13 protein-coding genes and 2 pseudogenes are annotated in these 24,921 nt (G+C 59.4%); 7 read left to right on the plus strand and 8 right to left on the minus strand.

What is annotated here, in order from left to right; all coding sequences use genetic code 11:
- The first annotated feature begins 70 nt into the window (after window positions 1–70).
- On the plus strand, window positions 71–2,008 hold the full coding sequence (locus tag P3G59_RS02330; RefSeq protein WP_277760301.1) for a methyl-accepting chemotaxis protein: 1,938 nt from the start codon (window positions 71–73) through the stop codon (window positions 2,006–2,008).
- Between the two features lie 263 nt (window positions 2,009–2,271).
- Window positions 2,272–3,484: pseudogene (locus P3G59_RS02335) on the plus strand (IS481 family transposase).
- A 10-nt stretch (window positions 3,485–3,494) separates the two neighbouring features.
- Here the strand turns inward: P3G59_RS02335 and P3G59_RS02340 are convergent.
- Together P3G59_RS02340 and putA are read right to left on the minus strand one after the other, a co-directional pair.
- Window positions 3,495–5,297, minus strand: coding sequence for an acyl-CoA dehydrogenase (locus P3G59_RS02340; protein ID WP_277760302.1), 1,803 nt, complete (start codon window positions 5,295–5,297; stop codon window positions 3,495–3,497).
- A gap of 264 nt (window positions 5,298–5,561) precedes the next feature.
- Window positions 5,562–9,515 (minus strand): trifunctional transcriptional regulator/proline dehydrogenase/L-glutamate gamma-semialdehyde dehydrogenase, encoded by a 3,954-nt coding sequence (putA, locus tag P3G59_RS02345; protein ID WP_277760303.1) that lies wholly within the window; start codon window positions 9,513–9,515, stop codon window positions 5,562–5,564.
- 457 nt (window positions 9,516–9,972) lie between these two features.
- Here putA and putP point away from each other — a divergent pair, with 457 nt between their 5' ends.
- Window positions 9,973–11,457, plus strand: a complete 1,485-nt coding sequence (gene putP, locus P3G59_RS02350) for a sodium/proline symporter PutP (protein WP_277760304.1) — start codon at window positions 9,973–9,975, stop codon at window positions 11,455–11,457.
- A 100-nt stretch (window positions 11,458–11,557) separates the two neighbouring features.
- Here the strand turns inward: putP and P3G59_RS02355 are convergent.
- Window positions 11,558–11,644: pseudogene (locus P3G59_RS02355) on the minus strand (metal ABC transporter ATP-binding protein); the annotation flags it as partial.
- Between the two features lie 166 nt (window positions 11,645–11,810).
- Between P3G59_RS02355 and P3G59_RS02360 the strand changes: the two are divergent.
- The 3 genes from P3G59_RS02360 (at window position 11,811) to P3G59_RS02370 (ending at window position 15,184) form a co-directional block, all read left to right on the plus strand.
- Window positions 11,811–13,826 (plus strand): type VI secretion system tip protein VgrG, encoded by a 2,016-nt coding sequence (locus tag P3G59_RS02360; protein ID WP_277760305.1) that lies wholly within the window; start codon window positions 11,811–11,813, stop codon window positions 13,824–13,826.
- Window positions 13,816–14,529 carry a DUF4123 domain-containing protein gene (locus P3G59_RS02365; protein WP_277760306.1) on the plus strand — a complete coding sequence of 238 codons (714 nt, stop codon included), beginning with the start codon at window positions 13,816–13,818 and terminating at the stop codon, window positions 14,527–14,529. Before P3G59_RS02360 ends, P3G59_RS02365 begins: the two co-directional genes overlap by 11 nt.
- A gap of 334 nt (window positions 14,530–14,863) precedes the next feature.
- On the plus strand, window positions 14,864–15,184 hold the full coding sequence (locus tag P3G59_RS02370) for a hypothetical protein (RefSeq protein WP_277760307.1): 321 nt from the start codon (window positions 14,864–14,866) through the stop codon (window positions 15,182–15,184).
- 108 nt (window positions 15,185–15,292) lie between these two features.
- Here P3G59_RS02370 and P3G59_RS02375 read toward each other — a convergent pair whose 3' ends face one another.
- Window positions 15,293–15,706, minus strand: coding sequence for a hypothetical protein (locus P3G59_RS02375; RefSeq protein WP_277760308.1), 414 nt, complete (start codon window positions 15,704–15,706; stop codon window positions 15,293–15,295).
- A gap of 800 nt (window positions 15,707–16,506) precedes the next feature.
- On the opposite strand from P3G59_RS02375, the gene rlmJ reads away from it, so the two are divergent.
- Entirely contained in the window at window positions 16,507–17,346 is an 840-nt protein-coding gene (gene rlmJ / locus P3G59_RS02380) for a 23S rRNA (adenine(2030)-N(6))-methyltransferase RlmJ (RefSeq protein WP_277760309.1), read from the plus strand.
- Window positions 17,347–17,470: 124 nt separating this feature from the next.
- Here rlmJ and msrA read toward each other — a convergent pair whose 3' ends face one another.
- The 4 genes from msrA to aceF form a co-directional block, all read right to left on the minus strand.
- A complete protein-coding gene (gene msrA / locus P3G59_RS02385) occupies window positions 17,471–18,136 on the minus strand; it encodes a peptide-methionine (S)-S-oxide reductase MsrA (protein WP_277760310.1) in 666 nt (221 codons plus the stop codon).
- Window positions 18,137–18,328: 192 nt separating this feature from the next.
- The gene (locus P3G59_RS02390) at window positions 18,329–21,025 is read right to left on the minus strand and encodes a GGDEF and EAL domain-containing protein (protein WP_277760311.1); all 2,697 of its coding nucleotides are present in this window, start codon (window positions 21,023–21,025) and stop codon (window positions 18,329–18,331) included.
- A gap of 252 nt (window positions 21,026–21,277) precedes the next feature.
- Window positions 21,278–22,675, minus strand: coding sequence for an alkaline phosphatase D family protein (locus P3G59_RS02395; RefSeq protein ID WP_277760312.1), 1,398 nt, complete (start codon window positions 22,673–22,675; stop codon window positions 21,278–21,280).
- A gap of 278 nt (window positions 22,676–22,953) precedes the next feature.
- Complete coding sequence (gene aceF / locus P3G59_RS02400) at window positions 22,954–24,921, minus strand: dihydrolipoyllysine-residue acetyltransferase (protein WP_277760313.1); 1,968 nt, start codon at window positions 24,919–24,921, stop codon at window positions 22,954–22,956.

Consider the following 24,921-nt stretch of genomic DNA (forward strand, 5'->3'; position numbering starts at 1 on the left):
GTCGATTGGGTTGTATACAATCGGCACGGCTGTTGCATTGTTTCGGCCACTTATTCTTTGGGGGTGCTCCATGCAGTTGTGGCGACGCAGTATTCAATGGCAGCTGATTCTCAGCATGGGCACCGCCCTGCTGGTCAGCATTCTGATTGTGGTTGGCATTTATACCCTGGTGGTCAACCGCCTCGCCCAGAGCTATCTGGTCGAGCAAGCACTGCCGTCGAGCATCGAAGCGACGCGCAACGATATCGAACGGATCCTCATCCAGCCTTTGACTGCCGCGAAAGACATCGCCAGTAACACCATGGTCCGCGACTGGCTCGCCTCGGGTGAAGACAGCAGCAAAACCGCAGGCTTCGCGCAGTATCTGGAAGGCATCCGCGCCGAACACAAGGCCTTCACCGCTTTGATTATCGGCACTGAATCCAATCACTACATTACTGAAAAAGGCCTGGATCGCACCCTCAGTCGATCCAAACCGGCCGATGCATGGTTCTATTCCTTTCTCGACAGCGACCAGCCGCGCACCCTGAATATCGATAACGACGGCGCCACCGGAGAGTTGGCGCTGTTCATTGATTTGAAGGTCGAGCAGGCCGGCAAGGTGGTGGGTGTTGCCGGGCTGGGACTGAGCATGAAAGAACTGTCAGAGCTGATCCACAATTTCAGCTTTGGTGAGCGTGGCAAGGTCTATCTCGTGCGTTCCGACGGTTTGATCCAGGTGCATCCCGAAGCGCAGTTCAGTGGCAAACGCACCTTGGGCGAGCAGATTGGCGCCGACGCCGCGCAAGCGGTCATGGGTCAAAAAGTTGCCACTAATCGTTCATTTCAACGCGACGGCGAAGACTTTCTGGCTTTCAGCCTGCCCCTGCGCGATTTGGGCTGGACGTTGGTGGCCGAAGTGCCGCAGTCGCAGATCTACGCCGAAGCCCGCAAAGCGATGTGGATGAGCGGCGGTATCGGTCTGGCGGTGGCGCTGGTGTGCCTGGCACTGGTGGTGTGGCTGGCCCAAGGATTGGTGCGCCCGATTCGTCAGGTAACAGCGGCGCTGGTAGCGATTGGTAGCGGCGGTGGAGATTTGACCCATCGGTTAGATTCCAGCCGCGCCGATGAGCTGGGCGACCTCGCCCGGGGCTTCAACCGTTTCCTCGACAGTCAGCGCGGGATGATCGGCGAAGTGCTGAACACCAGCGAGCGTCTGCGCACGGCGGTAGGGCAGGTGGCGAAAGTGGTGGAGAACACCGCCGAACGCTCTGGCCGTCAGCAGGAAATGACTGACATGGTCGCGACTGCGGTTCACGAGATGGGCCTGACCGTGCAGGAAATCGCGCAGAACGCCGGCAATGCCGCGCTCGCTTCACAAACCGCACGGGATGAAGCGCTGCAGGCGCGGGAAGTGGTTGGCGGCTCGATCAAGCATATTGAAAGCATGTCCGATGAGATTGGCGTGGCGGCGGGTGCCGTTGGCGAGCTGGCACAGCAAGTGGCGTCGATCGATTCGGTGCTGGCAGTGATTCGCGGCGTGTCCGAGCAGACCAACCTGTTGGCGCTCAATGCCGCCATCGAAGCGGCTCGAGCCGGGGATATGGGGCGCGGCTTTGCGGTTGTCGCCGATGAAGTGCGCACCTTGGCGCGACGGACTCAGGCCTCTACTGACGAAATTCAGCAGATGATCGGCAGCCTCAAGCAAGGTGCGGAAAACGCCGTGTCGTCGATGCGTACCGGGCAAGCCGCAACCGGCACAGGCGTTGAGTCGAGCCAGCGTACCGGCGCATCGCTGACCGCGATTACCGGGCAGGTCGAGCGCATCAGTGACATGAACCATCAGGTGGCGACGGCGACGGAAGAACAGTCGGCAGTGACCGAGGAGATCAACCGTAACGTGCAGGGGATTTCTGATCTGGCGCGGGCGACGGCGGGGGAGGTTCGGGCTTGTCGAGAGGATTGTCAGATGTTGCAGAAGCTGGCGGATGATCTGGCGCGACAGATGGGCGGGTTCAAGTTGAGCTGAGGATCTGAAAAGCCCCTCACCCTAACCCTCTCCCGGAGGGAGAGGGGACTGAATGTGGAATGCTTGAGACGTACACCGACCTGAAAGTGCAGTACTGAATCCATAATCGACTCGGTTTCTCAGGTCAATGTATGGCGCAAGACACCTCGGTCGGCCCCCTCTCCCTCCGGGAGTGTATGTACCGGAGACATGGTGGACAGGTGTTCGGAGACATGGTGGACACTTTTTAATAGACACATTGCTCATCACCAAGGAGATGACCTGTGTCCTGGGAAGAGGTGTCCACCGTGCAGCTTCGTTCAGAGTTCGTGCATTTGGCTCGGCAAGAAGGAGCCAATGTCCGGCAGCTTTGCCGCCGATTCAATATCAGCCCAAGCACTGCCTACAAATGGCTCAACAGGTTTGAAACTTCAGGTGCAGAGGGCTTGATCGATCAGTCTCGACGACCGAAGACGTCACCCAAACGCTGCGCTGAAGAGGTTGAGCAGCAGATTCTGACCGTGAGTGAGGAATACGCGGCTTGGGGCGCTCGCAAGCTCAAACGTGTGCTGGAAGACAGCGGCGTAGTAATGCCTTCGGTCAGTACCGTGCATGCGGTTTTACAGCGTCATTCACGCGTTGATTCAAAGGCCGCTGAGATTAAACCGTTTATCCGCTTCGAGCATGAAGCGCCCAACGATCTTTGGCAGATGGACTTCAAGGGCCATATCAGCCTGGCTCAGGGACGTTGCCATCCGTTGACGATACTGGACGATCATTCGCGGTTTTCGCTGTGTATCGCGGCCTGCCTCGATGAGCGACGTGAAACCGTTCAGGAGCATCTAATCCGGGTCTTTCGGCGTCATGGTCTGCCTTTGCGCATGACGATGGACAACGGTTCACCCTGGGGTGACCAGACTGGCGTTTATACCGCGCTGGAGGTCTGGCTGATGAGTCAGGGCATCAAGGTCGGGCACTCTCGACCTTATCATCCGCAAACCCAAGGAAAGCTGGAACGCTTCCACCGCAGCCTGAAAAATGAAGTCCTGCGAGACCGACATTTTATTGATCTCAACGGTGCACAACGGGCGTTTGATATCTGGCGTGATATCTACAACCAGAAGCGTCCACATCAAGCGTTGGACATGCAGGTGCCTGCTACTCGCTACAGCAGCAGCCCACGGGAATATCAGGAGCAACCCGCGGCGCCGGAGTACGACGATGGGGATGTGGTCAGGAAGGTTCAGGTGAAGGGCGAGATCTACTGGCGGAACCGTGAATACACAGTCGGAAAAGCTTTTTACGGGAGGTCAGTAGCTATCCGGGAAACGACGGAAGATGGCATCCACGATGTCTACTGGAGTAGACATCGTATTGCCCGAATCGACTTGAACTTGCAGATCGTTACGGCAGGTAAGAAGATCTAAAACCGTCCACCATGTCTCCGAACATGTGTCCACCATGTCTCCGGTACATACAGGGAGAGGGCTGGGGTGAGGGTAGCGTTTTAGAACCACGCATCCTGCATCGCCAGGCACGTATCATCCCGCGCCTCCAGCAACGCCAGCTCATGGTGACAACCCGGTACTTCCCACGTCAGGAAATACCGCGCCGCCTGCAACTTGCCCTTATAGAAGTCAGCATCCGCCGAGTTGCCTTTCGCTAACCCTTCCTCCGCACGAATCGCCTGCTCCAGCCAGCGCCAGCCAATCACCGTGTGCCCGAACACCTTCAGGTACAGCGCCGAGTTCGCCAGGCTGCTGTTGATCTTCCCTTGCGCCAGATCGGTCAGCAGGCCAATGGTCACCGTTTGCAGGCGCGCCACCAGTTTTTCCAGTGGCTCCCGCAGTGCGGTCAGCGAATCGTACGCCGTAGCGCGTTCAGCGGTGGCGGCGATCAACCGGATCAACTGCTTCAGCCCGGCACCGCCGTTCTGCGCCAGTTTGCGCCCGAGCAAGTCCAGCGACTGAATGCCGTGGGTGCCCTCATGGATCGGGTTCAGGCGATTGTCGCGGTAATATTGCTCCACCGGATATTCACGGGTGTAGCCGTGGCCACCGAGAATCTGGATCGCCAGTTCGTTGGCCTTGAGACAGAACTCCGATGGCCAGGATTTGACGATCGGTGTCAGCAGGTCCAGCAATTCATGCGCCTGCTTGCGCTCGGCTTCGGATTCAAGCGTGGTGGTGTCGTCGAACAGGCGAGCGGCATACAAGCCGAGGTCAAATGCCCCTTCGACGTAGGATTTCTGCGTCAGCAGCATGCGTCTGACATCCGCGTGCTGAATGATCGCCACTGGCGCGGTGGTCGGATCCTTGCTGTCCGGCAGCCGCCCTTGCGGACGTTCACGGGCGTACTCCAGCGAGTACAGATAACCGGCATAACCGAGCATCACGGCGCCCATACCGACGCCGATCCGCGCTTCGTTCATCATCTGGAACATGTAACTCAAACCGCGATGCGGCTCGCCCACCAGATAGCCGACACACTCACCGTTATCGCCGAAGTTCAGCGCCGTGGAAGTGGTGCCGCGCCAGCCCATCTTGTGGAACAGCCCAGCCAGCAACACGTCATTGCGTTGGCCGAGGCTGCCGTCATCGTTGACCAGAAACTTCGGCACGATGAACAGCGAGATGCCTTTCACCCCGGGTGGCGCGTCCGGCAGCTTGGCCAGGACCATGTGCACAATGTTCTCCGAGAGCGGGTGGTCGCCGCCGGAAATGAAGATCTTGTTGCCCTTGAGGCGATAGGTGCCGTCGGGCGCAGGCTCGGCGCGTGTACGAATATCCGACAACGATGATCCAGCGTGGGGCTCGGTCAGGGCCATGGTGCCGAAGAAGCGGCCATCGATCATCGGTTGCAGGAAGCGCTGCTTTTGTTCTTCCGTGCCGAAGCTTTCGATCAGGTTCGCCGCGCCCATGGTCAGGAACGGGTACGAAGTCGAAGCCGCGTTGGCCGACTGGAAATGGGCGAAGCATGCTTGGGAAAGCAATGTCGGCAGTTGCATGCCGCCCGCTTCGAAACTGCGCGCGGCATTGAGGAATCCGGCCTCAAGGAAGGCATCCACCGCCGGTTTCACCTCGGGAATCAGAATCGCCTGACCGTCCTCGTAGCGCGGCTCGTTCTCGTCGCCCTTGCGATTGTGCGGTGCGAAGTACTTTTCGGCGATGTTGCGCGCGGTGCCGAGGGCGGCGTCGAAGGTCTCGCGGTTGTGCTCGGCAAAACGCTCACGCCGGGTCAGGCCTTCGGCATCGAGGACTTCATACAGCTCGAAAGCCAGATTGCGGGAACTGAGCAGCGTCTCGGACATGGCGGCCTACCTGAAATTGGGGTTGGGCCGAGTCTAGGCGTGCTGATAAAGGCTGAACAGGATGATTGATAAGCGTGATACAGAAGCAAAAGATCGCAGCCTTCGGCAGCTCCTACACCGATCCCTGTAGGAGCTGCCGAAGGCTGCGATCTTTTGATCTTTTGCAGGGAATTTCATTCCCGGCGACCGTTGCGGTCGCCTGGAGTTACAGCTTTTATTGATCGTTCCCACGCGGAGCGTGGGAACGATCAATCACGAGGGGAGTTAGCCGATGGTCATCAGGCTGGCATTACCACCCGCCGCTGCGGTGTTAACGCTCAACGCGCGCTCGATCACCAGGCGTTCCAGGGCAATGTTGGTCTCGCCCTGGGACAAGCCCTGAACCCCGACAATCGCGCCAGCACGCTTGGCAATTTGCTGGCAAACGCCGCGCAACTGGTCGGAATGACCGTGATGCAGAACCGCATCGAAAACCACGTCATCCTTGTTCCAGTCGGCAACCAGCTTGATCCGCGCCTGAACTTCCTTCGGCAGGCGTGCGAACAAGGCCTTGCTGAAGTCGGACTCCGGCCATACCGCCGAACCACCTACCGCCAGCACTGCTGCCAGTTGCGTCAACAGATCACCTTCAACCTCCGCCAGGCACAGTACGTGCTCGCGCGGCAGAATCGCGTAGCTGTTCTTCTCACCGGTCGGGCCAGCCAGTACGCGGGTGATACCGCTCTGCGATTGCGCCGCGTACTGCACGCACAGGGTGCTCAGGTCGGCGTATTTGTTGCTTTCAGCCCAGGCTTTCAGGGCGTTCAGCGGTTTGCTCATGGCGTCGCGCAAACGAACGTCCGGGGCGACAACGGCGTCACCGCGAGCGAAGGATTGTTCGATGGCGTCGGTAGGACGCGTCGCCAGCAAGCGGTACAGATAGAGCGGACCACCAGCCTTCGGACCCGTACCCGACAGGCCTTCGCCGCCGAACGGCTGCACGCCGACCACAGCACCAACGATGTTGCGGTTGACGTAGACGTTACCGGCGTTGACGTTGTCGATCACCTTGGCGATGGTCTCGTCGATGCGCGTGTGCACGCCCAGCGTCAGGCCATAACCGGAAGCGTTGATCTGGCCGATCAGTTGATCGATCTCTTTGCGCTTGTAGCGCACCACGTGCAGCACCGGGCCGAAGATCTCGCGTTGCAGTTCGTCGAAGCTTTCCAGTTCGATCAGGGTCGGCATGACGAAAGTGCCGCGTTTGACTTCTTCGGTGTCGGCAATCGCTACCTGGTACACATTACGACCTTTGTCGCGCATGCCCTGGATGTGCTTGTCGATGCCAGCCTTGGCTTCGGCGTCGATTACCGGGCCGATGTCCACGGACAGGCGCTCCGGGTTGCCGAGACGGCTTTCCGCCATAGCACCTTTGAGCATTTCGATGACACGGTCTGCAGAATCTTCCTGCAAGCACAGGACCCGCAGCGCCGAGCAACGCTGACCAGCGCTGTCGAAGGCCGAGGACACCACGTCGATCACCACTTGTTCGGTCAGTGCCGAGGAGTCGACGATCATTGCGTTCTGGCCACCGGTTTCGGCGATCAGCGGAATAGGACGGCCCTGGCTGTCGAGACGGCCAGCGATGTTGCGTTGCAACAGGCGCGCGACTTCGGTGGAACCGGTGAACATCACGCCTTTGACGCGCTCATCACCGACCAGACCGGCGCCGACGGTTTCACCGCGACCCGGCAGCAGTTGCAGCACGCCTTCCGGGATGCCGGCTTCGAGCAGCAAGCGCACGGCTTGAGCCGCCACCAGCGGCGTTTGCTCCGCTGGTTTGGCCAATACCGGGTTACCGGCAGCCAATGCGGCAGCGACTTGACCGCTGAAGATTGCCAGCGGGAAGTTCCACGGGCTGATGCACACCACTGGGCCCAGTGGGCGATGGGCGTCATTGCTGAAATCGTTGCGTGCCTGCACCGCGTAATAACGCAGGAAGTCGACGGCTTCGCGGACTTCGGCGATGGCGTTGGCGTAGGTCTTGCCGGCCTCGCGAGCCAACAGGCCCATCAGCGGCTGGATCTCGCCTTCCATCAAGTCAGCGGCACGTTCCAGAATCGCCGCTCGTTCGGCCGGCGGAGTGGCCTGCCAGATCGGTGCAGCGTTCAGCGCGCATTGAATGGCGTTGTCGACGTCTTCAACCGTAGCTTCTTGAACGTGGCCGACCACATCACGGTGATCTGCCGGGTTCAGCACTGGCGCCGGAGTTTCGGTGCTGGACGCGCAACCGAGCATCGGCGCGGCTTTCCAGTCGGTGTGGGCGGTGGCGAGCAACGCGCAGGACAGCGAGGCCAGACGATGTTCGTTGGCCATGTCGATGCCGGCGGAGTTGGCGCGCTCGGCGCCGTACAGGTCGCGCGGCAGCGGAATGCGCGGGTGCGGCAGGCCGAAACCACCTTCCACGGTCGCCATCTGCTCGATCTGCGCCACCGGATCGGCCACCAGTTCCTGAATTGAAATCGACTGGTCGGCGATGCGGTTGACGAACGAAGTGTTCGCGCCGTTTTCCAGCAGGCGACGTACGAGGTACGCCAGCAGGGTTTCGTGAGTGCCAACCGGTGCGTACACGCGGCACGGACGGTTCAGCTTGCCTTCGGAAACTTTGCCTACAACTTGTTCGTAGAGCGGTTCGCCCATGCCGTGCAGGCACTGGAACTCGTACTGGCCCGGGTAATAGTTCTGACCGGCGATGTGGTAAATGGCCGACAGCGTGTGGGCGTTGTGCGTGGCGAACTGCGGGTAGATGGCTTCCGGCACCGACAGCAGTTTGCGTGCGCAAGCGATGTAGGAAACGTCGGTGTACACCTTGCGGGTGTACACCGGATAGCCTTCCAGGCCTTCGACCTGGGCGCGTTTGATTTCGCTGTCCCAATACGCGCCTTTCACCAGACGGATCATCAGGCGATGACGGCTGCGACGGGCCAGATCGATCACGTAGTCGATCACGTACGGGCAACGCTTCTGGTAAGCCTGGATAACGAAACCGATGCCGTTCCAGCCGGTCAGTTGCGGCTCGAAGCACAGGCGCTCCAACAGATCCAGCGACAGTTCAAGACGGTCGGCTTCTTCGGCATCGATGTTCAGGCCGATGTCGTATTGCTTGGCCAGCAAGGTCAGCGACAGCAGGCGCGGGTACAGCTCGTCCATCACGCGCTCGTACTGCGCACGGCTGTAACGCGGGTGCAGTGCGGACAGTTTGATGGAGATGCCCGGGCCTTCGTAAATCCCACGGCCGTGGGAGGCTTTGCCGATCGAGTGGATGGCTTGTTCGTACGACGCCAGGTACTTCTGTGCGTCGTGCTCGGTCAGTGCCGCTTCACCGAGCATGTCGTAGGAATAGCGGAAGCCCTTGGCTTCGAACTTGCTCGCGTTGGCCAGCGCTTCGGCGATGGTTTCGCCGGTGACGAACTGTTCGCCCATCAGGCGCATGGCCATGTCGACGCCCTTGCGGATCATCGGCTCGCCGCTCTTGCCAATGATGCGGCTCAGCGAAGAAGTCAGGCCAGCTTCGTTGTGCGTCGAGACCAATTTGCCGGTCAGCAACAGGCCCCAGGTCGCGGCGTTGACGAACAGCGACGGGCTGTTGCCCAAGTGTGGGTGCCAGTTGCCGGTGCTGATCTTGTCGCGGATCAGTGCATCGCGAGTGCCCTTGTCCGGGATACGCAGCAGCGCTTCGGCCAGGCACATCAGCGCCACGCCTTCCTGGGACGACAGGGAAAATTCCTGCAGCAGGCCCTGAACAATGCCTGCACGACCGCCGGCACTTTTCTGGTTACGCAGTTTTTCCGCGATCGAGGCAGCAAGCTTGTTGGTGGCTTCAGCCATGGCGACCGGCAGGCGAGCCTGCTCGATCAGCATCGGCACCACTTCCGGCTCAGGGCGACGATAAGCGGCGGTGATCGAGGCGCGCAGTACAGATTGCGGGAGGATGCTTTCGGCGAATTCGAGGAAGCATTGGTGGGCGTGATCGGTATGCACCTCGCCCGCCTCATCGGCGTCCTTGGCGGTCAAACCGTTCAGCTCGGTCAGGGTTGCACCACCCTCGAGTTTTTCCAGGTAATTGAAAATTGCCTGCTTGATCAGCCAGTGTGGTGTGCGATCAATCGAGGTCGCGGCCGCCTTCAGGCGCTCGCGGGTCGGGTCATCGAGTTTGACCCCAAGGGTGGTGGTAGCCATATTTTTATCCTCATGGTTGCCACAGTTGCGTGGCATCAGCTGGCCGCAAGATTAGCCGTGCGCCGGAAGAGGTGCAACCGGGTGCAACCCTTTTTTTGTCGGAAAAATAAACGCTTCGTCAGGAATTATTTTCTGGTACGCAAGTGCCGCACTTGCTTGGTGCTTTTGCTTCTAGCAACGCGCTCTGACTGCGCTAAAAGGGAGCAAAAACCGCCTGTTTCTCGGAATATCCGACTGGGTGCAACTAATTCTCGCGAAACTGGTTGCACCTTTTTTGCTTTGTTGCATAGCATTCGCGCCCAAGGTGCAACCGGAGTAATCCGGTGTATCGGCTGGTGGCTTTCCTGGGGAAACATCAGTCCTAAATGCGCGGGATCCCGAATCGTCTGCCAAACGTCACCGTTTGCGCGTGGTTCATCACCGCTGCTACATAAAAACAAAGCCAGGGCGTAACTTAATGAGCGTAAGCAATCCAACACTGATCACGTTCGTGATCTACATCGCAGCAATGGTGCTGATCGGCTTCATGGCCTATCGCTCCACCAATAACCTTTCTGACTATATTCTTGGCGGCCGCAGCCTGGGCAGTGTCGTCACCGCGCTGTCTGCCGGTGCTTCCGACATGAGCGGCTGGTTGTTGATGGGCCTGCCGGGCGCCATCTACATGTCCGGTCTGTCCGAAAGCTGGATCGCCATCGGCCTGATCGTCGGCGCCTACCTGAACTGGCTGTTCGTCGCCGGCCGTCTGCGCGTGCAGACCGAGCACAACGGTGATGCCCTGACCCTGCCGGACTACTTCTCCAGCCGCTTTGAAGATAAAAGCGGCCTGCTGCGCATCATTTCGGCGATCGTGATCCTGGTGTTCTTCACCATTTATTGCGCCTCCGGCATCGTGGCTGGTGCCCGTCTGTTCGAAAGCACCTTCGGCATGTCCTACGAGACGGCGCTGTGGGCCGGCGCTGCGGCGACGATTGCCTACACGTTTGTTGGCGGTTTCCTCGCGGTGAGCTGGACTGACACCGTCCAGGCCACGCTGATGATCTTTGCATTGATCCTCACGCCGATCATCGTGCTGCTGGCCACCGGCGGCGTCGATACCACGTTCCTGGCCATCGAAGCGCAAGATCCAAGTAACTTCGACATGCTCAAAGGCACCACTTTCATCGGCATTATCTCGCTGATGGGCTGGGGTCTCGGTTACTTCGGTCAGCCGCACATCCTCGCGCGTTTCATGGCGGCGGATTCGGTGAAGTCGATCGCCAAGGCGCGTCGCATTTCCATGACCTGGATGATCCTGTGCCTGGGCGGCACCGTGGCCGTAGGCTTCTTCGGTATCGCCTACTTCTCGGCGCACCCGGAAGTTGCCGGTCCCGTGACCGAGAACCACGAGCGTGTGTTCATCGAGCTGGCCAAGATCCTCTTCAATCCATGGATTGCTGGCGTGCTGCTGTCGGCCATTCTGGCCGCTGTGATGAGTACTTTGAGCTGCCAGTTGCTGGTCTGCTCGAGCGCCCTGACCGAAGACTTCTACAAAACCTTCCTGCGTAAATCCGCTTCGCAGACCGAGCTGGTCTGGGTCGGCCGCGCCATGGTGCTGCTGGTTGCCCTGATCGCTATCGCGCTGGCTGCCAACCCGGAAAACCGCGTACTGGGCCTGGTGTCTTACGCCTGGGCCGGTTTCGGTGCTGCGTTCGGTCCGGTTGTGCTGATCTCGGTGGTCTGGAAAGGCATGACCCGCGACGGCGCACTGGCCGGTATTCTGGTCGGCGCGATCACTGTTGTGGCCTGGAAGCACTGGGAAGTGATGGGTCTGTATGAAATCATCCCGGGCTTCATCTTCGCCAGCATTGCCATCTACATCGTCAGCAAGATGGGCGAGCCGACCAGAGGCATGGTGCAGCGCTTCGAAGCGGCGGAAAAAGATTTCCACCTGAACAAGTGATTGTTCTGAGCTGAGGCTCACCCGAAAACGGCCCGTTTCCTACAGGAGACGGGCCTTTTTTTTGTGCCCATGATTTCTCGAATCCTGTGGAGATCCAATGTGGGAGCGAGCCTGCTCGCGAATGCGGTGTGTCAGGCAATGTTGATGTCGACTGACACTCCGTCTTCGCGAGCAGGCTCGCTCCCACAGGGTTCGGTGCTGGGTTTGGGGGATTTGTCTGTAGTTGAAGGCGCTGCTTTTTGCAGGGTTTTTCGTCAATGAAAGTAGGGCAAATCTGATTTTCTCGTCACCCATTCATCACCCCTTGCCCCTCATGCAGAATCGCCCGCCCTCACACTGCAGAGAGACATTGGATGTTCGCGCCTGCCAATCAACCGCGTTTCACGTTGACCCTCGAAGGCGCCCAACATGACCTCAAAGTCCTTGAGTTCACGGGCAAGGAAGCCATCAGCCAACCCTTTCGTTTCGAGCTGGAACTGGTCAGTGAGCGACCGGATCTGGACCTCGAAAGCCTGCTGCACTGTCAGGCGTTTCTGAGTTTTGATGCTCAGGGTTCCGGTATTCACGGTCAGATTTATCAGGTCGGGCAGGGCGACTCCGGGAAACGTCTGACGCGTTATCACTTAAGCCTTGTCCCACGTTTGACGTATCTGGGACAGCGCATCAATCAGCGGATTTTCCAGCATCAGAGCGTGCCGCAAATTGTTGCGCAGGTGCTTAAGGATCACGCGATCCTTCGTGATGCTTTCGCGTTTCGGTTAGGCAGCGAATACCCGGTTCGTGAGTATTGCGTGCAGTACGCCGAAAGCGACTTGGCGTTCATTCAGCGGCTGTGTGCCGAAGTCGGTATTCATTACCACTTTCAACACAGCCCCGACGCGCACGTACTGGTGTTCGGTGATGACCAGACGGTGTTTCCAAAACTGGCCACGCCGACCCTTTACCTGCCGGGCAGTGGCATGTCTGCCGGAGCCCCGGCGGTCAAGCGTTTCAACGTTCGCGTGGAAACCCGCACCAGCGTGGTTACCCGGCGCGACTACAACTTTGAAAAACCACGCCTGCAACTGCAAAGTCGTATCGACGGCGAGCAGCGCCCGGTGCTGGAGGACTATCACTTCCCCGGCCAATTCAATGATCGTGAAACCGGCAAGCATCTCGCCCAGCGGGCACTTGAGCGACATGTCGCCGATTACCGTCAGGCCGAGGGCGTCAGCGACGAATCCGCACTGGTTTGCGGACATTTCCTGCAACTGACCGAGCATCCGCGCCACGACTGGAATGATCTGTGGCTGTTGACGTCTGTTGAACACCACGGCCGTCAGCCGCAAGTGCTGGAAGAATCGGTGACCAGCGATGGGGAAGGATTCCAGGGTTACCGTAATACCTTTCTCGCCACGCCGTGGGATGTGTTCTTTCGGCCAGCCCTGGGACCGGAAAAGCCGCGCATGCTCGGCTATCAACCGGCGGTTGTCACCGGGCCGCAGGACAGCGAAATCCACTGCGACGAGTACGGCCGGGTCAAGGTGCAACTGGCCTGGGATCGCGACGGTGAATTGAATGAGCATTCCAGTTGCTGGCTGCGCGTTGCCTCTCTCTGGGCCCACGACCGTTACGGCAGTGTGCTGATTCCGCGCGTGGGCATGGAAGTGCTGGTCGGTTTCATCGATGCCGACGCCGACAAACCTTTGGTCGTGGGCTGCTTGCCCAATGCCGCGACGCCGGTGCCGCTGGATCTGCCAGCAGAAAAGACCCGCAGCATTTTCCGCAGCCAGAGCAGCCCCGGCGGTGGCGGCTACAACGAACTGCGCATCGAGGATCGCAAAGGCGCCGAGGAAATCTACCTGCGTGCCCAGCGCAACTGGACGCAGCATGTGTTGAATGATCAACAGGTGCAGGTCGACAACCAGCGCAGCATCGTCGTCACCGGGACTGCCCGGCATGAACTGAAGGCTGATGAGCAACACATCACCCACGGCCAGCGCCAGACCGAAGTGAAACAGGACGACCATCTGAGCGTCACCGGCAGCCGACACATCAAGGTGGCCAATCAGGTGACCAGTGCCAGTCAGCAGTTCCACGTCAGCGCCGGTCAGCAAGTGGTGATCGACGGTGGCGCGAGTGCGACGATTCAGGCCGGCGGGCAGTGGATCAACATCGGTCCCGGCGGCATTTTCAGCAGCGTGCCGATTGTCGTGGGCGGCGCACCGATGGCGGCGATGAGTGCCACCCCTGTGGCGCCGGGGTTACCGGCGAAATTGGCCGCCGCGCCAGCAGCCATGCTCACTGCGGCACAAATCATGAGTTTTAAAGGTGATGCGCCATTCTGCGAAGAGTGTGAGCGCTGCAAGGACGGTCTCTGTGCAGCCTGATTTGCTTTTGCCTGCCGATTGGTTGGCGCGGGAGCCGTTGAAAGCGTCCGAGCAATTGTTCGCGGTGTTCAGCAATGCCAGCGAGGCGAAGCCGCTTGAGGCCTGGCCAGACATGGCGAGTCCGGTCTGGGCCGAGACGATCTATGCCGAGTGGGACGCAGTGATGCCTTACGTGGGAATTGTCGCCGCCGACAGTGAGTTTCTGCATTGGGTCGCCACCACCGAGTCGCAGGATTGGGGTTGGCTCGCGGTGTCGTCGGCAAGCCTTGAGGAGGTGGTGGCGCACTTTCGCAGCCTGACCCAAGTGCTGATGCCGGGTGGCAAAGCGGTGTTTTTTCGTTTTTGGGACGGACGGTTTCTGTTGCCGATCCTGCAGGCCAGTGAGGTGGATGCGGCGCAATTGTTTCCGCTGATCGGGCGTTGTTTGATCAATGGGCAGGCGCTGAACATCGGCGGCAGGGCGCAGGTGTCGGGGCGGATATTTCCGTGGTGGCAGGTGCCGGCATCGCTGCTGACTCAGCAGGGCAATGACGTCCACACGGCTAATGTGTTGCAGTGGTTGGGCGAGGAATATCCGGCAGTCTTCGAGGCCTTTCCGAAGGCGGTTTTGCGTTGCAAGGTCAGGCGGTTTTTTCAGGTTTCAATGTCGGAAGAATCGTCGCAATCGGCGTTATTGGCGTTTTTGCTGGCAGAGTCAGAGTGAGTTTTCGGGGCGAAGGTCTCGGACGATTCCTTCGAGTTGCGGCGGTTTTCATGAACTGGTGGGCGGTGGGTTGCAGGGATAGTCTTTTCGTTGTCATTGCGAGAGCGGTGACAGGGTGTAGGAACCCTTGGAATTTACCGTGCACCAGCCCTGTTGTCTGATTGCGGCACCTAACGTGTGTCCGTAACATCTTTCGCGGCGGCTGTGCGCGGGAACGCTTCGGCGTAGCTGAGTTTTTGGCTGGTTCCTCAGTTTCCTACTCTCGCGTACGGCTGCCACCCAAACCTGTAGGAAGGTCATTGGTAGCCTCATTTAATCAGTTGAGGTGCAAAATATGACAACGTTTAAACCGGCTCCACCCTACGAAAAAATCACTCCCCATCCCGACAACCGCTTCATGGCCCTGACCGGCAATTGCAGCGACATGCCCACCCTGTTCATCGACACCCACGTGCCCCTCGACATTCTCATGGACGCCGCCAACCACCGCCTGCGCGCTGTGATCCAGGTGCTGGAAAACATGTGCATGCGCGGCTCGGTCGAATGCGACTCCGTCATCCTCAGCGACTTCGCCCGGCTCTGCGTGATTCCGTTGCGCGACGGCTGTGATGTGCTCGATGTCATCGGCAGACGCCTGCGCAGCATGCCCGCCTGAAAAAGATCAAAAGATCGCAGCCTGCGGCAGCCCCTACACGGGATTAACGGTTGCCCTGTAGGAGCTGCCGCAGGCTGCGATCTTTTGACGTTGATAGATATCAATACGTCAGTCGGAAATGTAAGCATCCTGAGTTTTGATAAAACTGTTGAATGCCTCTGAGTTGTAGACCTGCAGGCACCCAAGGAACACTACTTTTTCATTCGAGTATTTGCTGTTCGAAGGTGTCTGTTCGTAAGCCGCTAATACGTAGTGTCGGGTTTCTTCATAGGGATCGTGCAGCACCTGCAGCGTGTCTTCATTTTGCAGGATGGAATGCATGCCTTTGCCCATGAACGAATAGGCATTGGCGGACAGTGTTATGTCTTTTTCCAGCGCGGAGCTTTCGTTGAATGGCTTCAGAATGCACTGGCTCAGGCCATAGTTTTTTAGTGTCTGGCGTGCCTGTTCAATTTGTGTTTCGTCGGCAAGGGCGAGGTATGGGCTAAGAAGGCTGAGTAAACAGATGATCGGATATCGCATGAGTTTTTGACTTCCTGTCGTTCATGGTTAGCCAGTTTAACGCCCTAAAAGCAAAGCCCCTCACCCTAACCCTCTCCCAGAGGGAGAGGGGACTGACCGAGTTGTCTGGGTGATGTACGCCGACCTGCGACTGCGGTGGTGAAATTCGCTTGGCCAAGCCTGGATGGTGGTGTTCTTTCGGGGGGACTGACCGAGTTGTCTGGGTGATGTTCGCCGACTTGCGACTTCAGTAGTGAACTTCGCTTGGCCAAGTCTGGATGGTGGTGTTCTTCCGGGGGGACTGACCGAGTTGTCTGGGTGATGTTCGCCGACTTGCGACTTCAGTGGTGAACTTCGCTTGGCCAAGCCTGGATGGTGGTGTTCTTTCGGGGGAACTGACCGAGTTGTCTGGGTGATGTACGCCGACCTGCGACTTCGGTGGTGAATTTCGCTTGGCCAAGCCTGGATGGTGGTGTTCTTTCGGGGGGCTGACCGAGTTGTCTGGGTGATGTTCGCCGACCTGCGACTTCAGCGGTGAGCTTCGCTTGGCCAAGCCTGGATGGTGGTGTTTTTTTGGGGGGACTGACCGAGTTGTCTGGGTGATGTTCGCCGACCTGCGACTTCAGCGGTGAGCTTCGCTTGGCCAAGCCTGAGATCACGCTGATCTTTCAGGTCGACATGAGCCGCGAGATCACCACCGTCAGTCCCCTCTCCCTCCGGGAGAGGGCTAGGGTGAGGGAAAGGCTTTTGTCCGCTCAGCCGCCAACCCCTGACTTGCCGCCCGGTAAAAGGTAAACTTCGCGCCCTTCGCAGGAGCAGCCATGAATTATCGTCACGCCTTCCATGCCGGCAATCACGCCGATGTGTTCAAACACTTGACCTTGACCCGCCTCATCGCCCTGATGTCGCGCAAGGAGCAGCCGTTTGCCTATCTCGACACGCACGCCGGCATCGGTCTGTATGATTTGCAGGGCGATCAGGCCAATCGCACCGGCGAGTACCTGGAAGGCATCGCGCGCTTGTGGGATCAGCCGGATCTGCCGGCGCTGACCGCCGACTACATGAAGGTGCTGCGCGAGATGAACCCGGATGGGCAGTTGCGCTATTACCCGGGTTCGCCGGAACTGGCGCGGCGCCTGACCCGCCCGCAGGATCGGGTGATGCTCAATGAGAAGCACCCGGAAGACGGCGTGCTGCTCAAGGACAACATGGCCGGTGATCGTCGGGTCAAAGTTCACCTCGGCGAGGGCTGGCATGTTGCTCGGGCGATGCTGCCGGTGCAGGAGAAGCGCGCGGTGATGTTGATTGATCCGCCGTTCGAGCAGCTCGATGAAATGCAGCGTTGCGCGGCGTCGTTGAAAGAGGCGATTGGCCGGATGCGTCAAACCGTGGCGGCGATCTGGTATCCGGTGAAGGATCAGCGTGCGTTGCGTCGGTTCTATCAGGATCTGGCCGGTACCGGTGCACCGAAGTTGCTGCGCGTGGAGCTGCTGGTGCACCCGCTGGATACGCCGAACAGCCTGAATGGCTCGGGCATGGCGATTGCCAATCCGCCGTGGGGGCTGGAAGAGGAATTGCGTGAGCTGCTGCCGTGGTTGTCCAAGAAGCTTGGGCAGACCCAGGGTGGCTGGCAGATGGATTGGCTGATCGCCGAGAGCTGATCACTGAGCGATCGTTCCCACGCTCCGCGTGGGAATGCAGCCCGGGATGCTCCGCGTCCCAACAGCGGACGCAGAGCGTCCCTTGAGGCATTCCCACGCGGAGCGTGGGAACGATCCGACCGGGTCAGTTACCCGCCAGGCTCGCTGGCATGCACACGCCGGTGCCGCCAATCCCGCAATACCCTTCAGGGTTCTTCGCCAGATACTGCTGGTGATACGCCTCGGCGAAGTACACGGTTGGCGCCTGTTCGATCTCGGTGCTGATCTCGCCCAGACCGGCCTTCGACAGTTCGGCCTGATACACCGCTTTGCTCTTCAGCGCCACATCCAGATGCTCAGGCGAGGTCGCGTAGATCACCGAGCGGTACTGCGTGCCGATGTCGTTGCCCTGACGCATGCCCTGTGTCGGATTGTGCAATTCCCAGAACATCGCCAACAGCTCTTCGTAGCTGACTTTGGCCTTGTCATACACCACCAGCACGACTTCAGCGTGACCGGTCAGGCCCGAGCAGACTTCTTCGTAAGTCGGGTTCGGCGTAAAACCGCCGGCATAACCGACGACCGTGCTGACCACGCCTTCACGCTGCCAGAAGCGGCGCTCGGCGCCCCAGAAGCAGCCCAGACCGAAGATCGCAAAATCGACGTCCTGGAAAAACGGGCCAAGCAGCGGGGTTTCTTCGAAGACGAAGTGCTTTTCAGGCAGGGTCATCGCGGTTTCGCGGCCGGGCAGAGCTTGTTCTTTAGTCGGGAGCACGTTTTTGTTCACCAGAATTTCCGAGCGCAGAACCATGATCGTTCCTCTCAGTCAGGTTGAATGTAAAAAGTCAGACCGCCAGTGTGCCGAATGATGCCGAGTTAATCACTACCCAATGTAGGAGCTGCCGCAGGCTGCGATCTTTTGATCTTGTTTTTAAAAATCAGGATCAAAAGATCGCAGCCTTCGGCAGCTCCTACAGGGGCAATAGTGTTATTACGAGAGGGATCAGAGGCAGAGCGGGCCGCGCGGGTAGCGTTTGAGTGCCTGGATCAGTTCGCCGCCGGGGATTGGCCGGTCAAACAGGTAGCCCTGGCCGACGTCGCAACGGTGGCGGCGCAGGAACGCCAGTTGCTCGGCGGTCTCGATCCCTTCGGCCACGACCTTGAGTTTCAGGTTGTGCGCCATGGCGATCACCGCCGAGGTGATTTCCATGTCGTCCTGATTGTCGGGGATCTCATGGATGAAGCTGCGATCGATCTTGATGATGTCGATCGGAAATTTCTTCAAATAGCTCAGCGACGAATAACCGGTGCCGAAGTCGTCCATGGCCAGCGTCAGGCCCAGGCGCTTGAGCTGGTCGAGCTGCAAGTGCGTGTCTTCGGTGGCTTCCAGCAGCAGGCCTTCGGTCAGTTCCAGTTCGAGCAGATAGGCCGGCAGCGCTTCTTCCTTGAGGATGTTGGCGATGGAGGCGACCAGATCCGGATCGGAGAACTGCTTGGGCGACAGGTTGATCGCCACTTGCAGATTACCCATGCCGGCGGCGGTCAGTGCCTTGCTCATGCGGCAGGCCTGGCGCGCAATCCACTTGCCGATCGGAATGATCAGGCCAGTCTCTTCGGCGACGCTGATGAACTGGTCCGGGCGAATCATGCCGCGTTCCGGGTGGTTCCAGCGCAGCAGCGCTTCCATACCCAGCAGACGTCCGCTGCGCAGGCACAGCTTGGGCTGGTAGAACACGTCCAGCTCGTTCTGTGTCAGGGCGCGGCGCAGGTTGTTCTCGACGAACAGTTTGTAACTGGCCTCGGCGTTCAGTGCTTCAGTGAACACTTGCACCTGATGTTTGCCGTTTGCTTTGGCCTTGTGCAGCGCCAGACCCGCGTTGCGCATCAGGGTTTGCGGATCGCGACCGTGTAGCGGCGCGCACGCCAGGCCGACCGAACCGGTGACGCTGATCAACTGGTTGTCGACGAACATCGGCTTGTCGAGCGTCGCCAGCAATTGGTTGGCGATCTGCTGACCGGTCGCCAGGTCGGTGTCGTCGAGCAGCACGGCAAACTCGTTACTGGCGAACCGCGCGAGGCTGCCGCTCGGACTCAGGCTGTTGCGCAGACGCCGGGCCAGACTGATCAGCAGCTTGTCGCCCGTCTGGTGGCCGAGGCTATCGTTGATTCGCTTGAAGTTGTCGATGTCCACCAGCAGCAGGCTGATCGGCGTATCGCTATCGCGGGCGAACCGTTCGTCCAGATTGCGAATAAACGCAGGTCGGTTACCGAGGTTGGTCAGGTTGTCGGTGTACGCCAGGCGCTCGATGCGCTGTTGCGCGAGCTTGGTCTGGGTGATGTCTTCGTAGATGCCGATGTAGTGCGTCAGCTCGCGGTTGTCGCCGTAGACCTTGGAGATCGACAACTGGCCCCAGTACGGTTCGAGGTTTTTCCGGCGGCTCTTGAATTCGCCCTGCCAACTGTTGCTCTTGGCCAGCGCCGAGGGCGCGTCGAACAGCAGTTCGCTGAGGTTCTCCAGTGCCGGCAGCTCGGACAGGCGCTGGCCGTGGACTTCCTCGGTGGTGTACTGGGTGATCGCGGTGAAACTCGGGTTGACGTACTCGACCACACCGTCGCAGTTGACCAGCAAGAAGGCGTTGGCGCTTTGCTCGACCGCACGCTGGAACAGGTGCAGGGCGCTGGTGGCGGTGCGGCGGTTGTGGTTGTTGATGACTTGCGCGAACTGGTCGGCCAGTTCGCCGGCAAAGGCGATTTCGTCGGACTGCCAGGCGCGGGTGACGCCGGTCTGCTCCAGGCACAGCACGCCGACCACCTGGCCATCGACGCGAATGCTCGCATCAAGCATGGCGTTGACGTCGCGCGGGCGCAGGGCTTCGGCCATCTCACGGGTGCGCGGGTCGCGCATCGCGTTGTGTGCATCAATGGCGCGACTGCCATGCAGGGCATCCATGTAATCGGGGAAGCTGCTGATGTCGATCACGTCCGGGAGGATGTATTCCTGGGTCGCGCGGTGGTACGCCGAGATCGGCACCAGATGCTGGCCTTCGAGGTTCCACAGGCTGGCGCAGTCGATTTCGTAGATATCGCAGGCGCAGCGGGTGATCAGTTCGGCGGCTTCCTGCAGCGAGTTGTGCGTGCTGTAGCGCTGGCGTGCGAGCAGCAGAATCAAGTCCTGTTGGGCACGTACGCGTTCCAGGTGCTGCAGTTGTTCCTGCTGCGCCCGTTGGTTGAGTTCAAGGGCGATTTGCAGGCGCGAATTCTGCGTTTCGAGATCGACGGAGGGCGGCAGCGGCACTTCGTCGAAGACGTGATCGACCGCCAGCAGATAGCCGCGCAGCAGATGACGATTGTGTTGTTTGTAAGCTTCGCCCAGCTCAAGGATGTTCAGTGCACCGGCAGCCGTGTGCAGGGTGTAACGCACCAGGTAATGCGGGCTGACGGTTAGCTGTTGCTGGATCGCGTCGTGCAGCTGATAACGCGCTTCCGGTTCCATCAGGCTGGCGTAGGGTGAGCCGACCAGTGCGCAAAGCTCGACCGCCGGCTGACCGAACTGGCGTTCGCAGTTGGGATCGAGAAACAGCATGGCCCAACTGGCTTCATTCAAGCGCTCGAAACGCAGCATGCCGAGCCGCGAGGGCACAGGCAACTGCGTCACTACCTCGGCCGCCATACGGCTGGCGGCATCGGGTTGGCTCTTCATGAAGGGAACTCGCTTGGAAATATGCTGAACGCGCCGGGCTCTCGCCCTCTTTACTGTTGCCTGCGGCAAGGTTGCATCATTGCGGCACCGACTGACAAGAGACATGAAGGCCAAGTGCTATAAGAATATGTCGGCTGCGCTGAACATTTCTCCAGCGCGTCGTTGAAATGAGCAAACGTACGCAGCCTTGGCCAGTGTTTACGGGGGGAATGCGCCCTCTGTAGGCGCTGCCGAAGGCTGCGAGCTCAAGGCTTAGCGCAGCTTTATGGCGATCGACTGCAGCTGTTTGCCATCACGGTCGTGGTAATTGACCTGAATCTGCCCGGCCTCGACCACCAGATGAGCGAAATTGTCCTCACTCACCACTGTGCTGGTCAGTTCATGCCGATAATCGCCCGCCGCCGTGCGCATCAGCGGTTGATCCAGAATGAACGTGGACGCTTTGGCGTACGGCAGCAGTTTGCTGTTGAACAGCGGCGAGGACACCACGGTGTGGACTTCGAAGTCCGGGTCTTCGCTGTGGCTCAGGCGAGCGGTCAGCGAGCCATGGACGTCACCCGAAATGAACACGACATTCTTGATTCGCCGGGTGCGGATGGTTTCCAGCAAGCGCAGGCGCTGTTCGGGGAAGCCTTTCCAGGCGTCATCGCCGTGAAGTTTGCGATCCGGATAGAACATCACGCTGGTGACCACGAACTTGACCCGCGCCGTGCTGTTGCTCAGCCATTTGAGCAGGGCCTGTTCCTGTGCCTCGTCGAGGATGCGTCGATCATCGGCTGACAAGTGGCGGCGGGTGCGACTGTCGGTGACAAACCATTCGATATCGCCGTCGCTGAATTGATACCAGTAATGCTCAAGTGATGAGTGATCTATTTCACCGTTAGTTGTCAGTGGATGTACCGGACTGTGACTGACCTGATACAACTCATAAGCCGCCATGGCGTTACGGTATAAGTCAGTGTCGGACTTGCTCGCATTGGCCGGCCAGTTATCTTCGATTTCGTGATCATCGAGAATCATGTAAGTCGAAGTGCCGGACATCAGGCGTTGAATATTCGGTTGGGAAAACGCGGCACGGTACTTATTGAGGATATCTTCGTATTCGCGATCGGGTGCGATCAGATTCAAATCGTCGACGTAGACTTGGTCGCCGGTCATCATTACTGCGCTGATGGGCGGTTGTATGCCTTCGATTACCTGGTTGATGGACGCAAAGATCCGGTCGCCCAATTGCGGCAGCGAGGCGATACCGGCGGTCATGCGCAGGTAGCGGCAGGAACCGACGATATAGGCTCTGGGTTGCAGGGCTTTACTGGAGCGGGTGCGCAGACGATAGATCTCTCGTGGCCATTGCAGCGGCAGTTCGGCGACGCTGTCCGGCGTGTGTACCGGATTCATCGGGCTGAACCAGCCGGCCTGATATTCATATTCGGTGTCGTTGCTCAAGTTATTGAGGGCGAACACGTGCGACATATCGCGTAATTCGCTCAGATGCGCGAAGTTACCTTTTGACCATTGTTGTGTGCCGGCTGCGCGGTAACGTATTCCGGCAAATACCAATGCATTGTTCTGCCGGTTGCCTCGCATGAATATGCGCGCATGATGAGTTGTAACGTGGCCGACAATCGGGCCGATAGTTGGTTTTAACATGTCGAATCCATTCGAATGAATTTGAATAAACAGAGGTGTTGGTAAAGTTTGCTTAGTTGATTTTTCTGCGCCTAGGTTAGTTGTGTATTGAATAAAAAAGATCGGGGCCAAGTCGACCAGGGTTGTGGCCGAAAGCAGCACAGCTTGTGGGAAAAAGACGGGAAGGGAAATTCTTCAGGCAAAAAAAAGCCCCGCCAAACTGACGGGGTTGAGGTACGAGCGTGTGGCGCTCGAAAGGGTGCAGCAATCGGCCCTCCGTTGCCGGAGGACCGATCGAGTTACAGCAGGATCGTGCGAATGTCCGCCAGCAGGCTGCCCAGACGCTGGGTGAAGCGTGCGGCAGCGGCGCCGTTGATCACACGGTGATCGTAGGACAACGACAGCGGCAGCATCAGCTTCGGCTGGAAGGCTTTGCCGTCCCAGACTGGCTGGATGGTTGCCTTGGAAACACCGAGGATCGCCACTTCCGGCGCGTTGACGATCGGCGTGAAGCCGGTGCCGCCAATGTGGCCGAGGCTGGAAATGGTGAAGCAGGCGCCTTGCATGTCGTCAGCAGTAAGCTTCTTGTCGCGGGCCTTGGCGGCCAGCGCAGCGGCTTCGGCTGCCAGTTGCAACAGACTCTTCTGGTCGACGTTCTTGATGACCGGTACCAGCAGGCCATCCGGAGTGTCGACGGCGAAGCCGATGTTCACGTATTTCTTGCGGATGATCGCCTTGCCGCTTGGCGCCAGCGAACTGTTGAAGTCCGGCAGTTCCTTGAGCATGTGCGCGCACGACTTGAGCAGCAGCGGCAGGATGGTCAGCTTGACGCCAGCCTTCTCTGCAACGGCTTTCTGCGCCACGCGGAACGCTTCCAGCTCGGTGATATCAGCCGAATCGAACTGCGTCACGTGCGGAATGTTCAGCCAGCTGCGGTGCAGGCTCGACGCACCGATCTGCATCAGGCGAGTCATCGGCACTTCTTCGATTTCGCCGAAACGGCTGAAGTCGACGACCGGAATCGGCGGGATGCCCGCGCCACCGGTTGCGCCCGCTGCAGCGGCCGGTGCTTCCTTGGCCTTCTGCATCATCGCTTTGACGTAAGTCTGCACGTCTTCTTTCAAGATACGACCGTGCGGGCCGCTGGCGCCGACAGCGTTCAGCTCGACGCCGAACTCACGGGCCAGTTGACGCACGGCTGGGCCGGCGTGAACTTTCGCGCCCGGCTTGGCCGGTGCGGCGGCTGGAGCGGCAGCAGGTGCAGCGGCAGCCGGAGCAGCAGCGGCAGGTGCCGGAGCGCTCGGTGCAGCGGCGGCAGCTGGAGCCGGGGCAGCAGCAGGCGCCGCGCCTTTGACTTTCAGCTTGAGGATCAGGTCGCCGGTACCGACTTCGTCATCCAGCTTGATGGAAATGCTTTCCACCACGCCAGCGGCAGGCGATGGAATCTCCATGCTCGCCTTGTCGGACTCCAGGGTGATCAGCGACTGGTCGGCTTCAACGCTGTCGCCAGCCTTGACCAACACTTCGATGATCTTGGCTTTGCCAGCCGAACCGATGTCCGGAACGTGGATGTCCTGAACGCTGTCGGCAACCGGTGCAGCTGGAGCGGCTGCCGGAGCAGGCGCAGCGGCAGCGGCCGGTGCAGCAGCCTGAGCCGGAGCGGCAGCAGCAGGGGCCGCAGCACCCGCCACTTCCAGATCCAGAATCAGGTCGCCGGTGCCGACTTCGTCGTTGAGCTTGACGCTGATGGCTTTAACCACGCCAGCGGCAGGCGACGGGATTTCCATGCTCGCCTTGTCCGATTCGAGGGTGATCAGCGATTGATCAGCCTCGACCTTGTCGCCGACCTTGACCTGGATCTCGATGATCTGAGCCTTGCCCGAAGAACCGATGTCCGGCACGTGCACTTGCTGAACCGAAGCGGCAGCAGGTGCAGCAGCGGCGGCTGGCGCGGCAGCAGCAGGCGCGGCAGCCGGTTTGGCTTCAGCTTTTGCAGCAGGCGCGGCCGCCGGAGCAGGGGCCGCTTCAGCGGCACCCTCGACTTCCAGCTCAAGCAGTTCGTCGCCTTCTTTCAGGCGGTCGCCCAGCTTCACTTTCAGGCTCTTGATGACGCCGGCTTTCGGGGCCGGCACTTCCATGCTGGCCTTGTCCGATTCCAGGGTCAGGATGCTCTGGTCGGCTTCGATACGGTCGCCGACCTTCACAAACAGTTCAATTACTTCACCTTCACCGCTGCCGATGTCAGGTACGCGAATGAGTTCGCTCAC

Source organism: Pseudomonas sp. A34-9 (assembly GCF_029543085.1).
Taxonomy (GTDB): domain Bacteria; phylum Pseudomonadota; class Gammaproteobacteria; order Pseudomonadales; family Pseudomonadaceae; genus Aquipseudomonas.